We start from the raw sequence: 15,545 nt of genomic DNA on the forward strand, positions 1-15,545 counted from the left end.
GCCGGGGCTCACCGACGGCGCAGCAGCACCAGCCCGACGAGCACCAGCACGAGCGCGAGGAGCAGCAGCACCGTCGCCGCCACGAGCCGCTCGTCGGCGACCAGCGGCAGGGGCACGCTCACGTCCACGGCACCAGGGTGCCCGGGCCTCCGGCCCGCAAACCCCCGGGCGGGGGCGTCGGTGCCCGCTCCTAGGCTGGGGCCATGTCGTCGAAGTCCCAGCAGCTGCCGATCGGTGCCCACGTCGACCAGGCCGACCCGGTCGGGGAGGCGCGCGAGCGCGGGGTCCCGCTGGTGCAGATGTTCCTCGGCGACCCGCAGGGCTACCGCGGGCCCGAGGTCGCCCACCCCGGCGGGGCGGCGGGCCTGCGCGCCGAGGCCGAGGAGGCCGGGGTCGACCTCTACGTCCACGCGCCGTACATCGTCAACGTCGCCACCACCAACAACCGCATCCGGATCCCCAGCCGCAAGCTGCTGCAGCAGCACATGGACGCCGCCGCCGAGATCGGCGCCAAGGGCCTGGTCGTGCACGGCGGGCACGTCAACAAGGCCGACGACCCCGCCGTGGGCTTCGACAACTGGCGCAAGGCGGTCGAGGCGACCGACCTCAAGATCCCCCTGCTCATCGAGAACACCGCCGGCGGCGACAACGCGATGACGCGCTACCTCGAGCGCATCGAGGGCGTGTGGGCCGCGATCGGCAGCGCCGAGGGCGCCGACATGGTCGGCTTCTGCCTCGACACCTGCCACGCCCACGCCGGCGGCAACGCCCTCGAGACCGTCGTGGCCGACGTGCTGGCCATCACCGGGCGCATCGACCTGGTGCACGCCAACGACAGCCGTGACGACTTCGGCTCCGGGGCCGACCGGCACGCCAACTTCGGCGCCGGGCGCATCGACCCCGACCTGCTCGCCTCGGTCGTGCGCGACGCCGGCGCGCCCGTGGTGATGGAGACCCCCGGGCCCGCCGAGGCGCACGTCGCCGACGCGGCCTGGCTCCGCGATCGGCTGTAACGTCGCGGCTGTGAGCCCCGCAGCGACCCGTGCCGAGCCCAGCGCCCCGCTGAGGGTGCAGGAGATCCCGCCCGCCGACCACCTGGCCTTCCTGGACGGGCGGTCCTCCGCGAGCTTCCTGCAGACCCCCGCCTGGGGCCGGGTCAAGGCCGAGTGGCGCCGCGAGTCGCTGGGCTTCTTCGCCGGCGACGAGCTCGTCGGCGCCGCCCTGGTGCTCTACCGCCAGCTGCCCCGGCTCAAGCGCTACCTGGCCTACGTGCCCGAGGGCCCGGTCATCGACTGGGCCGACGACGACCTGGCCCGCTGGCTCGAGCCGCTGGCCGCGCACTGCCGGGCCCGGGGGGCCTTCGGGGTGCGGATGGGCCCGCCCGTGGTCACCGCCCGCTGGAGCGCCCAGCAGGTCAAGGACGGGATCGCCGACGACGCCGTACGCCGCCTCGGCGACCTGGCGCCGCTCGAGCGCGACGTCGTGGGGGCGCGCGTCGTCTCTCAGCTCGAGTCGATGGGCTGGCGCCACCAGGGCGTCGAGGGCGGCTTCGCCGCCGGCCAGCCGCAGTTCGTCTTCCAGGTGCCGCTCGTCGACGACGACGGGGCGCCCCTCGACGAGGACGCCGTGCTCAAGGCGATGAACCAGCAGTGGCGGCGCAACATCAAGAAGGCCGCCAAGGCCGGCGTCGAGGTGCAGTCGACCTCGGGCGTCGCCGAGGCCCTCGAGGCGCTGCCGGCCTTCCACGAGCTCTACGTGCACACCGCCGAGCGCGACCACTTCACCCCGCGCCCGCTCTCCTACTTCCGCACCATGGTCGAGGCGCTGGCCGGCGAGGGCGAGCAGCTCGGCCAGCCCGGCCGCCTGCGCCTGCACCTGGCGCGCCACGAGGGCGACCTGGTCGCGGCGACCATCGCGATCCGGGTCGGCACCCACGCCTGGTACTCCTACGGCGCCTCGTCGACCGAGAAGCGCGACGTGCGCGGCTCCAACGCCGCGCAGTGGGCGATGATGCGCGACGCCCTCGCCGCCGGCGCCCACGTCTACGACCTGCGCGGCATCACCGACACCCTCGAGGCCGACGACAGCCACGTCGGGCTGATCCAGTTCAAGGTCGGCACCGGCGGCCAGGCCGTCGAGTACGCCGGCGAGTGGGACCTGCCGCTCAACAAGGTGCTCTACCGCGCCTTCAGCCTCTACATGGCGCGCCGGTGACCGCGCGATGAGCCTCACGCTGACCGTCGACGGCCCCCGCTGGCGCGAGCACCTGCGCCGCACCGCCGCCGCCCACCCCGGGCTGGTGCCCGTGGTCAAGGGCAACGGCTACGGCTTCGGCCTGGGCCGCCTCGCGCGGCGTACCCAGTGGCTGGCCGAGCAGGACCTGGGCCACGAGCCCGGCGCCGGCACCTGCGACACCCTGGCCGTGGGCACCTACGACGAGATCGGCGAGGTCGCCCAGCGCTTCGGCGGCAGCATCGTGGTGCTCACCCCGTGGCGACCCTTCGGGACCGCGCTCGAGGCGACCGACGACGACGCCCTGGCCGAGCGGCTGGTGCACACCGTGGGCCGGCTCGAGGACCTGCGCGACCTGCTCGAGCGCCGCCCGCGGGCGCGGTTCGTCCTCGAGCGGATGACCAGCATGCAGCGCCACGGGTTCACCGCCCGCGGCCTCTGGTCGGTCGGCGAGGTGCTGCGCGCCCACCCCGGCGCCCGCCTCGAGGGCGTCGCGATGCACTTCCCGCTCGCGCACGGCTCGCACACCTCCGAGGCCTCGCGGCTGCTCACCGACGTGGTCGGCGCCGAGCTGCCCGAGGGCGCCGGCGCGCGCACGGTATGGGTCTCGCACCTCAGCGACGCCGAGCTGGCCGGGCTGGCCGCGCGCTGGCCGGAGTACCGGTTCCGCTCCCGGATGGGCACCGGGCTGTGGCTCGGCGAGCGCTCCGCCCTAACCGTGACCTCGACGGTCCTCGACGTGCACCCCCTCGAGCGCGGCGACGTCTTCGGCTACCGCGGGCGCACCGCCCCGAAGTCGGGGCACCTGCTGGTGGTGACCGGCGGCACCGCCCACGGCATCGGCCTCGAGGCGCCCACCGGCGACCTCGGGCTGCGCGGTCGCGCCGCCACCCTGGCCCGCGGCGGCCTCGACGCCGTCGGGTTCGTCCGCTCGCCGTTCTCCATCGACGCCAAGCAGCGCCTCTTCGCCGAACCGCCGCACATGCAGGCCTCGATGCTCTTCCTGCCCACCGGCGCCCGGGTCCCCGCCGTCGGCGACCTGCTCGACGTCCGGGTCCGCTACACCGCCACCACGTTCGACCGCATCGTCGTCACCTGAGGCTGCCCGGCGGAATCGTGGCCCGGCTGCATGAGTCACCGGTCGACCGGTGACTCATGCACTTGTCAGGTGTTGCAACACCCACCAAGTGCAGGAATCACCGGCTGACCGGGGACTCATGCACGGGCGCCGGGGCCCCCGGGGGTACGTCGGTCGGGGGCGGTGGGGGCAGCGGGCGGCGTACGGGGTCGTGCTGGGGGCGCCACACGTCGCGGGCGACCAGGGCCACCAGGTAGAGCTCGGCACCCACGCGCAGCACGATCGCCACCCAGTAGAAGCCGGCGTCGCCGCCGCCCCCGGCGTCGAGGAGCCCGCCGAGGTACCACCACACGGCGGCGAAGTAGAAGATCTCGCCGGCCTGCCACACCAGCTGGTCGCGCAGGCGGGGGCGGGCCAGCACCGCGAGGGGCAGCAGCCACAGCACGTACTGCGGCGAGTAGACCTTGTTGACGAGCAGGAAGCCCGCCACCAGCAGGAAGCCCAGCTGGGCCAGGCGCGGGGTCTCGGGGGCCAGCATGCCGAGCACGAAGACGCCGGCGCACCAGGCGGCGAAGAAGGCCAGCGACGCGGTGTTGATGGTGGAGGGGTCGATGTCGAGGTCGCCGGCCTGCGCGGCGACCAGCCACAGCGAGCCCAGGTCGGCGCCGCGCTCGGAGTTGAAGGACCAGAAGACCCGCCACTGCTCGTAGCCGGTGAGCACCGCCGGCAGGTTGGTCAGCAGCCAGGCCACGCCCGCGCCCAGCCACACCACGCCGAGCTCGCGCCAGCGGCGCCCACGCAGGCAGATCACCAGCACCGCGCCGAGCAGGAACAGCGGGTAGAGCTTGGTGGCGGTGCCGACCCCGACGAGCACCCCGGTCAGCAGCGGCCGCCCGGTCGCCCACGCCCACAGGGCGCCGGCGACCAGCACGACGGCGAGCAGGTCCCAGTTGACCAGGCCGGTCAGCAGCAGCGCGGGCGAGACCGCGAACCACAGCGCGTCCCACGGCCGACGCGCATGGGTGCGGGCCAGCAGCCACACCGCGAGCAGCGTCAGCACCGCGAAGCCCAGGGCGTTGACGATGACGAAGGCGCGGATCTCGCGCTGCACCTCGGCGTCGCCGAACAACGAGCCGGGGTCCGCGGCGCGACGCTCGGCGAGGTCGGGCAGACCCCCGAGGCCCTCGGTCAGCCCCTGCGCCACCAGGGCGGTGCCCCAGGCCCAGTAGGAGATGCCGACGGGGTACTCCATCACCTCGGGGTAGCGCTCACGCAGCGACTCGTCGCCGGAGTAGGGCCACGCCCGCTCCGCCAGCGCCCGCCCGGTGTAGAGGTAGGGCAGGTCGGAGTAGCACATCTGGCTGAAGCGGGCGTCGCTGTCGCTCCAGGTGTCGGAGTAGCACGGCGCCTTCTGGAGCATCCCCAGCGCCACCACCACCGCGGCCAGCGCGAGCAGCACCCGCACCGGCGTCCACCAGGGGTGCCGCCCGGCCCGCTCGCCGAGCGGCCCGCCGAGACCCTCGCTCAAGGTCGCGGCGAGCGGGTCCTCGCGCGTCGGCGCGGCGTCGGTCACTGCGTACGGCGTCGCTCGGCCGTCGCCGCGCCGCCGGCGCGACCACTCGGGCTGGCCGAGGGCCCGCCACCGCCGGCGGCGCCGCCGGACGGCGACTGCGACGGCGACGACGAGGGGCTGCTCGACGGCGAGGAGCTGCCGCTGGGCCCGCAGAGGATCCCGTCGCAGTCGTCGGTGGGGCTCGGGGTCGGCGTGGGCGCCTGGGTCGTCGGCTCCTCGGTGGGGGTCGGCTCCTGGGTCGGCGTCGGCTGCCGGGTGGGCGACTGCCGGGTCGGCTGCGGGGTGGTGGGGGCCGGCGGCGCGGTCGTCGGCGCGTAGCCCGGGGGCGCCTCGCCGTCGACGAAGACCGGCTCGGGGAACTCCTCGACCTCGAGGCCCTCCATCAGGTCGCTCATCACCGCGAGCCAGGTGTCGGCGGGGTAGGCGCCGCCGAAGTACTCCGGCAGCCAGCCCTGCAGCTGCTCGTTGCCCTTGCCGCGCACGTACATCACCGCGGTCGACATCTGCGGGGTGTAGCCGGCGAACCAGGCCGAGGAGACCTCGCCCTTGCCGTTGGTCGCGGTGCCGGTCTTGCCGGCCGCGGGCCGGCCCAGCGCCAGCGCCGCGGTGCCCGAGCCGCCGGTGACGTTCTGCTGCAGCGCGTAGGAGACGTCGGCGGCGATGTCGGCGCTGACGGCGCGCTCGGTGCTGTCCTCGTGGGTGTACTCGACCTCGCCGTCGGCGTTCACGACCTCCTCGACGACGTACGGCTCGGCGTAGACGCCCTCGTTGGCGATCGTGGCGTAGGCGTTGGCCATGTTGATGGGGCTGACGGTCGCGTTGCCCAGGGCGATGCCGGTGATCGGCTCCAGGCCCGGGGACGTCGGCGGGATGCCGGCCGCGTTCTTGCCGGCCTCGGCCGGCGGCACGCCCATCGCGTTGGCCATGTCGAGGACCTTCTGCGGGCCCTTCTCCATCGCCAGGGTCATGTCGATGAACGCGGAGTTCGCCGACTTCTGGGTCGCGTAGACCATGTCGATGGCCGAGCCGTAGCTCTGGTCGCCCTGGTTCTCGATCTCGGTGCCGTCGGGCAGCTCGTAGGGCGAGTTGCCGTCGAAGGTGTCGCGCAGCGAGAAGCCCTCCTTGATGGCCGCGGCGAGCGCGAAGGCCTTCATGGTCGAGCCGGCCTGGCCGCCGGTGACGGCCCAGTTGTACTGCGACTGCACGTAGTCCTGGCCGCCGTAGAAGCCGCGCACCGCACCCGTGCCGGGCTCGACGCTGGCCACTCCGACGTGCAGCTGCTTGTCGCCGAAGCCCTCGGGGCGGGCCTCGAGGACGCCCTCCTCGGCGGCCTTCATGGCCTCCTCGGTGAAGGTGGTGGTCACGCGCAGGCCGCCGCCGTCGATCTCGTCGTCGGTGAAGCCGAGCCGGTTCAGCTCGTCGCGCACCATCTCGAGGACGTGGCCCTTCTGGCCGCCGTAGGTGCTCTCCGCGGCGATCTCGGGGAACTTCGGCAGCCGCTTGACCGCCTTCTCCGCGGCCTCGGGCGTGATCGACTCGAGCTTCTCCATCTGGCTCAGCACGTAGGCGTAGCGCCCCTCGAGCAACCGCTTGCTCTCCTTGCCGCCGGCCGGGTCGAAGCGCGAGGGGTTGTTGAGCACCGAGGCCAGCACCGCCGACTGGCGCAGGTTCATGTCGGTGGCGTCCTTGCCGAAGTACGCCTGCGCGGCCGCCTGCACGCCGTACGCGCCGCGGCCGAAGTAGATGGTGTTGAGGTAGCCCTGCAGGATCTCGGTCTTCGACTGCTTGCGGTGCAGCTTGAGGGCCAGGATCGCCTCCTTGACCTTGCGCTCGTAGGAGCGCTCCTGGGTCAGGTAGAGCACCTTGACGTACTGCTGGGTGATGGTCGAGGCGCCCTGGGTGTCGTCACCGGAGGCGTTGTTGAAGAAGGCGCGAGCGATGCCCTTGGGGTCGAGCCCGGAGTCGCTCCAGAAGGACTGGTTCTCCGCGGCGACCACCGCGTCCTTGATCGAGTCGGGCATCTCCTCGTAGCTGATCGAGGTGCGGTCCTGGGTCGCGAAGCGGCCGGCCTCGGTCTTGCCGTCGTCGTAGTAGACGAAGGTCGTCTCGGTCTCGAACTCGGCGTTGGGGTCCGGGATGTCGGTGCTCTGGTAGAGGTAGAAGAACCCACCGGCAGCCAGCAGCGCGCCCACGAGACCGGCGATCGAGCCCCACTTCAGGACGCTCAGCGAACGCTGCTTCCACGTCCGCGGGGTCTTCTTCTTCGGCGTCTTCTTCACGGCCGGGCCCTCGGCCCTGCGCTTGGCTGTCACGTCGGTGCTGCTCCAGGGGAAGGGGGCGCGACCAGCACGCCCGGTGGTCCGGACCGTCCATCAGGGTACGCAACCGGCCCGAGGACGCACCGATCCGCGCGATTAGGCGTGATAGAAGCAGTTTTCTCATCGCGGGGATATATCGCTACGATATGTCGCATGGCACGCCGTGGAGAGACCATCGAGCTGGCAGTCCTCGGACTGCTGCACGAGGGACCCATGCACGGCTATGAGTTGCGCAAGCGGCTGAACCTGATGCTCGGCTGGGGCCGGGTGCTCTCCTACGGCTCGCTCTACCCGACGCTGAAGAAGATGCTGCGCGCCGGGCTGATCGAGGAGTCCGCGCCCACCCGCACCCCGGTGAGCCGGCGGCCCCGGATCACCTACCAGGTGACCCCCGCCGGCACCCTCGAGTTCGAGCGCCTGATGTCGGAGGTCGGCCCCACCGCGTGGGAGGACGACAACTTCGACATCCGCTTCGCCTTCTTCTCCTCCACCGACATGGAGATCCGCCTGCGGGTCCTCGAGGGACGCCGCACCCGGCTCCAGGAGCGCCTCGAGCGGGTGCAGGGCCAGCTGTCGATGACCCAGAAGGAGGTCGACCGCTACGCCGCGGAGCTGCAGCGCCACGGCGTCGAGTCGGTCGAGCGCGAGGTCAAGTGGCTCTCCGACCTCATCAACGCCGAGCGCGGCGTGGCCCACCCCGGCCCGCACGAGCGCACCACCGGCGAGCAGCACGACGACCTGCCCGAAGACCAGCACGAAGACCAGCACGTCCCACCGGCCGCCTCACCCGAGGTGCCGGCGACCACAGCTCGACGAGCCGGCCCCGCGGCCGGCGAGTCGTGAGACAAGGAAGGAACGACCCGATGGGTTCGGTTCGAGTAGCAATCGTGGGAGTCGGCAACTGCGCCACCTCCCTCGTCCAGGGTGTCGAGTACTACAAGGACGCCGACCCCGAGGGCAGCGTCCCCGGTCTGATGCACGTCATGTTCGGCGACTACCACGTCAAGGACGTCGACTTCGTCGCCGCCTTCGACGTCGACGACATGAAGGTCGGCAAGGACCTCTCCGAGGCCATCCACGCCTCGCAGAACAACACGATCAAGATCGCCGACGTCCCGACCCTCGGTGTCGAGGTCCAGCGCGGCCCGACCCTCGACGGCCTGGGCAAGTACTACCGCGAGACCATCGAGGAGTCCGGCGCCGAGCCGGTCGACGTCGTGCAGGTGCTGCGCGAGCGCGAGGTCGACGTGATGGTCTCCTACCTGCCCGTGGGCTCGGAGGAGGCGGACAAGTTCTACGCGCAGTGCGCCATCGACGCGGGCGTCGCCTTCGTCAACGCCCTGCCCGTCTTCATCGCCTCCGACCCCGAGTGGGCCAAGAAGTTCGAGGACGCCGGCGTCCCGATCGTCGGCGACGACATCAAGAGCCAGGTCGGCGCCACCATCACGCACCGCGTGATGGCCCGCCTCTTCGAGGACCGCGGCGTCACGCTGGACCGCACCTACCAGCTCAACGTCGGCGGCAACATGGACTTCAAGAACATGCTCGAGCGCGAGCGCCTGGAGTCCAAGAAGGTCTCCAAGACCCAGGCCGTCACCTCCAACCTGACCGGTGAGCTCAAGGGCAAGGTCGCCGACCGCAACGTCCACATCGGTCCCTCGGACCACGTCGAGTGGCTCGACGACCGCAAGTGGGCCTACGTGCGCCTCGAGGGCCGCGCCTTCGGCGACGTGCCGCTGAACCTCGAGTACAAGCTCGAGGTCTGGGACTCCCCGAACTCCGCCGGCATCATCATCGACGCCCTGCGCGCCGCGAAGATCGCCAAGGACCGCGGCATCGGCGGCCCGATCATCTCGGCGTCGTCGTACCTGATGAAGTCCCCCCCGGTGCAGCTTCCCGACGACGAGGGTCGCCGCCGCGTCGAGGCCTTCATCGCCGGCGAGGAGTAAGCACCTCCCCCCAGCACGACCCTGAACAACCCAGCACGACCCAGCACCGAGGACGGCGCGGACCCACCGGGTCCGCGCCGTTCGTCGTACCCCCCTCGCGGGTGACGGGGGTGAAGAAGGGCGGCCCGCTCGTAACCCGTGGCCCACGGGGGTCGTTGGCCCGGGGTACGCGCCCCTACCGGGGGTGCCCGTCTCGAGGACCACCATGCATCCCACACCCCGCCACCGCCGGCGACTCAGGGCCACCGCCCTGCTCGCCGCCGGCACCACCGCTCTCTCCGGTCTCGGCGCCCTCGGTCTCGGTGCGGCCACGGCTGCCACCGCCGAGCCCGCCAGCAGCCTCAGCAGCGCCACCAGCGCCACCAGCGCCGTCGCGGCGGCGTCCGCGCCCGGCGTCATCGCCGCCCCGCCCAGCAAGGCCTCCCTGGGCGACCTCGCCGTCGAGAACAGCTTCGTCTCGTCGGTCGGCTGGGTGAAGCCCGGCGAGAGCTACCCCTCGCGGATCCTCCTGACCAACGCGGGCACCACGCCGGTCACCGGCGTCACCGTCAGCGTCACCGCCCCGCGCGGCAGCACCATCACCGCCGTGCGCCCGCCGAGCGGCACCTCGACCACCCCGGTCGCCTCCGGCGGCACCGACACCCTGACCTGGACCGTGCCCCTGGTGCCCGCCGGCAGCGCGGAGTCGCCCGCCCGGGTCACCCTGGTCCTCGAGCACGAGGCCGACTCGCTGGCCCAGGAACCCACCATCGTGTGGCGCGACCTGTCCAGCACCGCGAAGGTGACCCGCGCGGCCCAGAGCACCAGCGTCACCAGCCACGGCCCCAAGGTGATCCCGCCCAACGAGATCTACGAGACCGCCCGCTACGGCGACCGGCCGTTCCCGATCGTGCCGGTGCAGTACACCGACCGGAAGTACCAGGCCACCCACACCGGCGGTCAGCTCGAGAAGATCATCAACGACCCGACCTTCGAGGGCTCGACCTTCAACCTGTTCCAGGAGATGAGCCTGGGCCAGCTGTTCCCCGAGGGCACGGTGCCCTCCGCGGGCCTCGACGGCACCGACTTCGCCTATGAGCCGGGCTTCGAGTTCACCGGTGTCGAGCTGGGCCAGACCTGCACGGGCGGCCTGACCTACGCCGACTCCCCGCTCGACCCGGCCGGCACGCCGCTCTACCCCGAGCGGATCAGCGACGGCGTCTACAACCTGCCCGGCAACACCGCCTACTACGGCGCCGACGCCAACGGCTCGGCCCTGGTCGGCGCGCTGGCCGGGGTCGGTGCGCTGCAGGCCATCGACAGCGGCTGCGGCACCCCGGGCAAGATGGTCTACGACGCCGCCGCGATCGCCGACCCCGAGGTCGACTACTCCGACTTCGACACCGACAAGGACGGCGTCGTCGACTTCTTCATGGCCGTCTTCGCCGGCTGCGGCGGCAACGGCGCCTCCCAGCTCACGATCCTGGGCTGCGAGTACACCGACGTCTCCTACGACAACGTGTGGCCGCACTCCTCGTCGCTGGAGTTCTACTACACCGACCCCGACACGGGCCTGGCCGGCTTCACCACCGACGACCAGCTCAAGGACCTCGAGGGCCGCCCGCTCTGGTACACCGACACCACGCGGACCACGATGACCACCACCGACAAGGGCAAGGACCTCGTCGTCTACGTCCGGGTCGGGCCCTACAACGTCAACCCCGAGACCGCCATCGACGCGGCCAGCGTCATCAGCCACGAGTACGGCCACTCGCTGGGCCTGCCGGACTTCTACTCCACCGGCAGCCGCGAGACCTACGGCGACTGGAACCTGATGGCCACCGACCAGTCGCAGAACATGGACGCGTTCTCGCGCCAGGAGATGGGCTGGGTCGTCCCGCAGGTCCTCGACGCCTCGACCTCGGTCACCGGCTGGAAGGACTCCAAGACCGACATCGACGCCATCACCTGGCGGACCCCCGACGGCACGCCGTACACGCTGCGCGAGGGCACCGACGGGCGCGTGCAGAACTCGCAGATGTACGTCGCCAAGCTCCCCGGCCGCCAGCTCCTCGACCCGGCCGTCTTCGACTCCGGCGACAAGGCGAGCAAGACCCACGCGTGGTGGTCGGGCTCGGGCAACGACTTCGGCTGCGCCCCGCAGAGCGGTCGCAACCTCGACGTGGCGATCCCGCAGCTGGCCACCGTGCCGGCGGGCAGCACCGTCGAGCTGTCGATGAAGTCGTGGTGGGACATCGAGTGGGACTACGACTACGGCTTCGTGCTCACCACCACCGACGGCGGCAAGACCTACACCTCCAACGAGTCGGAGAACGGCTACACCACCTCCAACACCGACCCGCTGGCCGGCAACCCCAACCAGAACCAGTGCCAGGCCACCTTCGACCACGGCCTGACCGGCACCTCCGGCAGCTACGCCGCCGGCTCGGAGGCCCTCGACCGCAAGCTCGGTGAGACCCCTGAGGCCGTCTTCCTCGCCGACCGCTACGACATCAGCGAGCTGGCGGGCAAGGAGGCCGGTGCGCTGCGCTTCAGCTACGCCACCGACCCGGGCCTGGCCCGGCCCGGCTGGTTCGTCGACGACCTCAAGGTCACCGTGACCGAGCCCGGCAAGGCGCCGTACGACGTGCTGGTCACCGACCTGGAGACCAGCGGCGGGCCCGACGACGGCCGGATCTTCAACGGCGGCTGCCGCAAGGACCTGACCGTCGCCCAGAGCTGCACCCAGGGCTGGAAGTTCCTCCAGGCCGGGGCGGCCTCCGAGCAGGACCACGCCTACTACCTGGAGATGCGCGACCGCTCCGGGTTCGACTTCGACGGCAAGGGGCAGGCCGACCGCGGCGGCGCCGCCTTCGAGGCCGGGCTCTCCCTGGTCTACACCGACGAGGCGCACGGCTACGGCAACACCGGCACCGACAACCCGCCGGCGCAGTCGCCGCTCGACGCGACCCCGACGCCGGGCAGCGACACCCCCGAGCTGAACGACGCGGCCTTCACCGCCGCGGCCGCCCGCTCGAGCTTCTCCGACGCCCCGGCGAAGCCCCACGTGGACAACTACTCCGACCCGAGCACCACCTCGGGCGACTGGGAGTTCGCCTTCGGCTGCCTGGGCTTCACCGTGAGGTCGATGTCGGGCGACGACGCCGCACCGGCCAACAACCTCACCGGCGACGTCGACCTCACCGTCGGCTCCGGCTGCGGGGAGTTCAACTACGGCTACCTCGACGAGGAGCCCGCCGCCGACAACACCGCACCGGAGGCCGTCGCCGAGGCGACCCCCACCACGGTCGGCACCGGTGAGGACGTGACGCTCTCGGCCGAGGGCACCACCGACGCCCAGAGCGGCGTCGAGGACCTCGACTTCGTCTGGGACTTCGGCAACGGCGGCGAGACCAAGGACGCGACCGGCGAGGTCGTGACCGCGTCGTACGGCACGCCCGGCACCAAGACCGCCACGGTCACGGTGACCGACCCGCAGGGCGCCGTGGACACCGCGTCGGTGACCATCACCGTCACCGAGGACGGCGCCGGGAGCGAGAACACCGCGCCCACGGCCGAGGCGAAGGCCAAGCCCGCGCGCGCCACCGACTCCCGCTCGGTGCGGCTCTCGGGCAAGGGCTCCAGCGACCTCGAGACCGGTTCGAAGGACCTGAGCTACACCTGGGACTTCCACGACGGCGGCAGCGAGGTCGACGCCCGTGGGCGCCGCACCAAGCACCGCTTCCGCGAGGTCGGCGTCCAGAAGGTCACCCTGACCGTCACCGACGAGGACGGCGCCAGCGACACCGACACGATCCGCTTCCGCGTGCACCGCTTCTCGGCCTGCCAGTCCGGCAAGGTCGAGCGGTCGGGCTCGTGGCGCACGGTCGGCTCCCAGCGCGGCCCCGGCGGCAACTACTGCGACAACGCCGCCAAGGGCCAGGGCCAGGGCAAGGACGTGCTGCGTCTCGACTTCAGCGGCCCGCAGGCCGCCGTGGTCTACGGCACCGACGCCCAGGGCGGCAAGGCCACGGTGCTGGTCGACGGCCAGCGCGTCGGGGTCATCTCGTTCAAGAGCGACGAGCCCTCGCGCCGGGTCAGCCTCGAGCGGGTCTTCAACGGCCTCGGCAAGGGCCAGCACACCCTCGTGCTCAAGGTCCGCTCGAAGCTCGCCTACGTCGACGGCTTCGTCACCAAGAAGTAGTCACCACCGCACCAACGACCGGCGCCGGTCCCCTCGGGGGCCGGCGCCGCGTCGTCGTACGGGGGGTCGCCGTGGGTCGAGCAGTGACGAGCGCCAGCGAGGAACGTCGTCGAGACCCAGTGAGAACCGCGCTCGCCGTACGCCATGGGCTCACCGGGTCTCGGCGACGCTCGAGCCTTCGGCCCTCACTGCTCGACCAACGGCGGCCAACGGGGTGCCGCTGGTGGGCCGGCGGCGACGGTCAGGACTCGAGGGTGGCGCGCATCCGCTCGAGGGTGCGCTGCATGCCCTGCTGCATCTCCTGGCCGAAGGCGGGGACGCCGCCGAAGGCGACCTTGGTCAGGCCCTTGGAGAGGGGAGAGATGCCGTCGGGGGTCTCGCGGCGGTGCACGATGCGGGTGCGGGTGCCGTCGTCGAGCGGCTCGAGGGTGAAGGACCACACGGTCCAGTTCTCGGTGACCCGGAAGGCGATCTCGCGGTGCGGGTCGAAGCGCACCACCTTGGCCTGGGTGGGCCAGTGCATCCAGCCCCGGTGGTTGAGGTTGACCATCCGGCTGCCCGGCCCGACGGCGCCGCCGGGCACGAAGGTGCGGCGCACCTGCGGGCTCCACTCCGGCATCCGGCGCAGGTCGCTCACCAGCGCCCAGGTCTGGGCCGGGGTCGCGTCGACCTCGATCTCGGCACGCAGGTCGTGCTCGCGGTGGTCGGGCGCGTTGCTGGGGGTGGCTGCGGTGGTCATGAGCGGACCGTACCGTCGGTATGGGCCGGTCGGCTACCGCTGCGCCCACCAGGCGAGCAGCTCCTCGCGGGCGCGCTCCTCGCCCAGCGGGCCGTCGTCCATCCGCAGCTCGAGCAGGTGCCGGTAGGCCTGGCCGACCTCGCGCCCCGGCCCGATCCCGAGGATCTCCATGATCTGGTTGCCGTCGAGGTCGGGGCGCATCGCGCCGAGCTCCTCGGCCTCGGCCAGCCGCTCGATGCGGGCCTCGAGGTCGTCGTAGGTGCGAGCGAGCCGCTCGGCCTTGCGACGGTTGCGGGTGGTGGAGTCGGCGCGGGTCAGCACGTGCAGGCGGGTCAGCTGGTCGCCGGCGTCGCGGACGTAGCGGCGCACCGCCGAGTCGGTCCACTCCCCGCTGCCGTAGCCGTGGAAGCGCAGGTGCAGCTCGACCAGGGCGCTGACCGCCTCGATCTCGTCGTTGGAGAAGCGCAGCGCCTTCATCCGCTTGCGGGTGAGCTTGGCGCCCACGACGTCGTGGTGGTGGAAGGTGACGGTGCCGTCGTCGAGGAAGCGCCGGGTGCGCGGCTTGCCGACGTCGTGCATGAGCGCGGCCAGCCGCGAGACCAGGTCGGGCCCGCCGAGGCGCTCCTCCTGGTCGATCGACTGCTCCAGCACGGTCAGGGTGTGCTCGTAGACGTCCTTGTGGCGGTGGTGCTCGTCGCGCTCCAGGGCCAGCGCGGGCAGCTCGGGCAGCACCCGCTCGGCGAGCCCGGTCTCGACCAGCAGCGTCAGCCCGCGGCGGGGGTGCGGCGCCATGACGAGCTTGACCAGCTCGTCGCGCACCCGCTCGGCCGAGATGATCTCGATCCGCTCGGCCATCGCGGTCATCGCCGCGACCACGGACTCGTCGACGTCGAAGCCGAGCTGGGCGGCGAAGCGTGCCGCGCGCATCATCCGCAGCGGGTCGTCGGAGAAGGAGTCCTCGGGGGTGCCGGGCGTCCGCAGCCTGCGGTGGGCCAGGTCGAGCACCCCGCCGTACGGGTCCTCGACCTCGCGGCCGGGCAGCCGCACCGCCATCGCGTTGACGGTGAAGTCGCGACGACCCAGGTCGCCGGCCAGGGTGTCGCCGAACGCGACGTCGGGCTTGCGCGAGGACGGGTCGTAGGACTCCGAGCGGTACGTCGTCACCTCGACCTGCCACTCGCCCTTGCGGCAGCCGATGGTGCCGAAGTCGCGGCCCATGTCCCAGATCGCGTCGGCCCAGCCCTTCAGCAGCCGCTCGGTCTGCTCGGGCCGTGCCGAGGTCGTGAGGTCGAGGTCGTTGTGGTGGCGACCCAGCATCGCGTCGCGCACCGGCCCACCGACCAGGGCGATCTCGTGGCCGGCGTCGGTGAAGCGGCGACCGAGCTCGTCGATCACGGGGGCGATGCGGTCCAGCTCGGCGGCGACCGATCGCTGCACCTCGACCATGCTGAGGGGGGCGGGCTCGTCGTGGGG

Annotated in this window: 10 protein-coding genes; 6 read left to right on the top strand and 4 right to left on the bottom strand. The window is 72.1% G+C overall.

All coding sequences use genetic code 11. The features are described 5' to 3' along the window. The first annotated feature begins 203 nt into the window (after positions 1-203). From OCU29_RS16185 to OCU29_RS16195, 3 genes are read left to right on the top strand one after another with little or no spacing between them, the layout of a single operon-like run. Positions 204-1,013: a deoxyribonuclease IV gene (locus OCU29_RS16185; RefSeq protein ID WP_261820730.1), complete on the top strand. Its 810-nt coding sequence runs from the start codon at positions 204-206 to the stop codon at positions 1,011-1,013. A gap of 10 nt (positions 1,014-1,023) precedes the next feature. After that, positions 1,024-2,214, top strand: a complete 1,191-nt coding sequence (locus OCU29_RS16190; protein WP_370463677.1) for a lipid II:glycine glycyltransferase FemX — start codon at positions 1,024-1,026, stop codon at positions 2,212-2,214. A 7-nt stretch (positions 2,215-2,221) separates the two neighbouring features. After that, complete coding sequence (locus tag OCU29_RS16195) at positions 2,222-3,331, top strand: alanine racemase (protein ID WP_261820731.1); 1,110 nt, start codon at positions 2,222-2,224, stop codon at positions 3,329-3,331. A gap of 97 nt (positions 3,332-3,428) precedes the next feature. Here OCU29_RS16195 and OCU29_RS16200 read toward each other — a convergent pair whose 3' ends face one another. Further along, positions 3,429-4,883: a glycosyltransferase family 87 protein gene (locus tag OCU29_RS16200; RefSeq protein WP_261820732.1), complete on the bottom strand. Its 1,455-nt coding sequence runs from the start codon at positions 4,881-4,883 to the stop codon at positions 3,429-3,431. After that, positions 4,880-7,195, bottom strand: coding sequence for a transglycosylase domain-containing protein (locus OCU29_RS16205; protein WP_261820733.1), 2,316 nt, complete (start codon positions 7,193-7,195; stop codon positions 4,880-4,882). The genes OCU29_RS16200 and OCU29_RS16205 overlap by 4 nt, the downstream gene beginning before the upstream one ends. 159 nt (positions 7,196-7,354) lie before the next feature. On the opposite strand from OCU29_RS16205, the gene OCU29_RS16210 reads away from it, so the two are divergent. From OCU29_RS16210 to OCU29_RS16220, 3 genes are all read left to right on the top strand, one after another. Continuing rightward, on the top strand, positions 7,355-8,044 hold the full coding sequence (locus tag OCU29_RS16210; protein ID WP_261820734.1) for a PadR family transcriptional regulator: 690 nt from the start codon (positions 7,355-7,357) through the stop codon (positions 8,042-8,044). A 20-nt stretch (positions 8,045-8,064) separates the two neighbouring features. Then, positions 8,065-9,150: an inositol-3-phosphate synthase gene (locus OCU29_RS16215; RefSeq protein WP_261820735.1), complete on the top strand. Its 1,086-nt coding sequence runs from the start codon at positions 8,065-8,067 to the stop codon at positions 9,148-9,150. A gap of 205 nt (positions 9,151-9,355) precedes the next feature. Then, positions 9,356-13,333 carry a PKD domain-containing protein gene (locus tag OCU29_RS16220; protein ID WP_261820736.1) on the top strand — a complete coding sequence of 1,326 codons (3,978 nt, stop codon included), beginning with the start codon at positions 9,356-9,358 and terminating at the stop codon, positions 13,331-13,333. 241 nt (positions 13,334-13,574) lie between these two features. Here the strand turns inward: OCU29_RS16220 and OCU29_RS16225 are convergent, their stop codons facing one another. Together OCU29_RS16225 and OCU29_RS16230 are read right to left on the bottom strand one after the other, a co-directional pair. Beyond that, positions 13,575-14,072, bottom strand: coding sequence for an SRPBCC family protein (locus OCU29_RS16225; protein ID WP_179614825.1), 498 nt, complete (start codon positions 14,070-14,072; stop codon positions 13,575-13,577). A 33-nt stretch (positions 14,073-14,105) separates the two neighbouring features. Beyond that, positions 14,106-15,518, bottom strand: a complete 1,413-nt coding sequence (locus OCU29_RS16230) for a CCA tRNA nucleotidyltransferase (RefSeq protein WP_179617248.1) — start codon at positions 15,516-15,518, stop codon at positions 14,106-14,108. Positions 15,519-15,545: the final 27 nt, after the last annotated feature.

This window comes from Nocardioides sp. OK12 (assembly GCF_024341885.1).
GTDB lineage: Bacteria > Actinomycetota > Actinomycetes > Propionibacteriales > Nocardioidaceae > Nocardioides > Nocardioides marinisabuli.

Bases quoted from the DNA above. Each gene is read 5' to 3' on its own strand.
- OCU29_RS16215 (WP_261820735.1), top strand. From the start codon at position 8,065: ATGGGTTCGGTTCGAGTAGCAATCGTGGGAGTCGGCAACTGCGCCACC.
- OCU29_RS16230 (WP_179617248.1), bottom strand. From the start codon at position 15,518: ATGGTCGAGGTGCAGCGATCGGTCGCCGCCGAGCTGGACCGCATCGCC.
- OCU29_RS16210 (WP_261820734.1), top strand. From the start codon at position 7,355: ATGGCACGCCGTGGAGAGACCATCGAGCTGGCAGTCCTCGGACTGCTG.
- OCU29_RS16195 (WP_261820731.1), top strand. From the start codon at position 2,222: ATGAGCCTCACGCTGACCGTCGACGGCCCCCGCTGGCGCGAGCACCTG.
- OCU29_RS16225 (WP_179614825.1), bottom strand. From the start codon at position 14,072: ATGACCACCGCAGCCACCCCCAGCAACGCGCCCGACCACCGCGAGCAC.
- OCU29_RS16220 (WP_261820736.1), top strand. From the start codon at position 9,356: ATGCATCCCACACCCCGCCACCGCCGGCGACTCAGGGCCACCGCCCTG.
- OCU29_RS16185 (WP_261820730.1), top strand. From the start codon at position 204: ATGTCGTCGAAGTCCCAGCAGCTGCCGATCGGTGCCCACGTCGACCAG.